The organism is Acinetobacter sp. 789_lipA (genome assembly GCF_058242845.1).
In genome coordinates this window covers 1-1,233 of the sequence record NZ_JBZAYS010000008.1, presented here as the reverse complement: position 1 = coordinate 1,233, position 1,233 = coordinate 1, and the positions used below count along the sequence as shown (strand labels likewise).

2 tRNA genes and 1 rRNA gene are annotated in these 1,233 nt (G+C 50.5%); all 3 read right to left on the bottom strand.

Annotated elements, in window-relative coordinates:
- A tRNA-Ala gene (locus tag AC4CUZ_RS19755) sits at nucleotides 1-76 on the bottom strand.
- A gap of 68 nt (nucleotides 77-144) precedes the next feature.
- Nucleotides 145-221 (bottom strand) — tRNA-Ile (locus AC4CUZ_RS19750).
- A gap of 61 nt (nucleotides 222-282) precedes the next feature.
- Nucleotides 283-1,233: ribosomal RNA gene (locus AC4CUZ_RS19745) — 16S ribosomal RNA — on the bottom strand; the annotation flags it as partial.

Sequence of the window (1,233 nt, the reverse complement as noted above, 5' to 3'; positions counted from 1 at the left end):
TGGTGGAGACTAGGAGAGTCGAACTCCTGACCTCCTGCGTGCAAAGCAGGCGCTCTACCAACTAAGCTAAGTCCCCAGCTTATCAATAAGTCAATGTCTCTGTTTTTCTGTATTCAGCATTTAACAATGCTTGTTAGTCAGATTTGGTGGGTCTGACAAGACTTGAACTTGTGACCCCACGCTTATCAAGCGTGTGCTCTAACCAACTGAGCTACAGACCCTCAGATACATCGTCATGAAGAACAACTTGTTGTGGATTCTTACCAATCGTCAATCTTTCGTTAAGGAGGTGATCCAGCCGCAGGTTCCCCTACGGCTACCTTGTTACGACTTCACCCCAGTCATCGGCCACACCGTGGTAAGCGTCCTCCTTGCGGTTAGACTACCTACTTCTGGTGCAACAAATTCCCATGGTGTGACGGGCGGTGTGTACAAGGCCCGGGAACGTATTCACCGCGGCATTCTGATCCGCGATTACTAGCGATTCCGACTTCATGGAGTCGAGTTGCAGACTCCAATCCGGACTACGATCGGCTTTTTGAGATTAGCATCCTATCGCTAGGTAGCAACCCTTTGTACCGACCATTGTAGCACGTGTGTAGCCCTGGTCGTAAGGGCCATGATGACTTGACGTCGTCCCCGCCTTCCTCCAGTTTGTCACTGGCAGTATCCTTAAAGTTCCCGGCTTAACCCGCTGGCAAATAAGGAAAAGGGTTGCGCTCGTTGCGGGACTTAACCCAACATCTCACGACACGAGCTGACGACAGCCATGCAGCACCTGTATGTAAGTTCCCGAAGGCACCAATCCATCTCTGGAAAGTTCTTACTATGTCAAGACCAGGTAAGGTTCTTCGCGTTGCATCGAATTAAACCACATGCTCCACCGCTTGTGCGGGCCCCCGTCAATTCATTTGAGTTTTAGTCTTGCGACCGTACTCCCCAGGCGGTCTACTTATCGCGTTAGCTGCGCCACTAAAGCCTCAAAGGCCCCAACGGCTAGTAGACATCGTTTACGGCATGGACTACCAGGGTATCTAATCCTGTTTGCTCCCCATGCTTTCGTACCTCAGCGTCAGTATTAGGCCAGATGGCTGCCTTCGCCATCGGTATTCCTCCAGATCTCTACGCATTTCACCGCTACACCTGGAATTCTACCATCCTCTCCCATACTCTAGCTTCCCAGTATCGAATGCAATTCCTAAGTTAAGCTCAGGGATTTCACATCCGACTTAA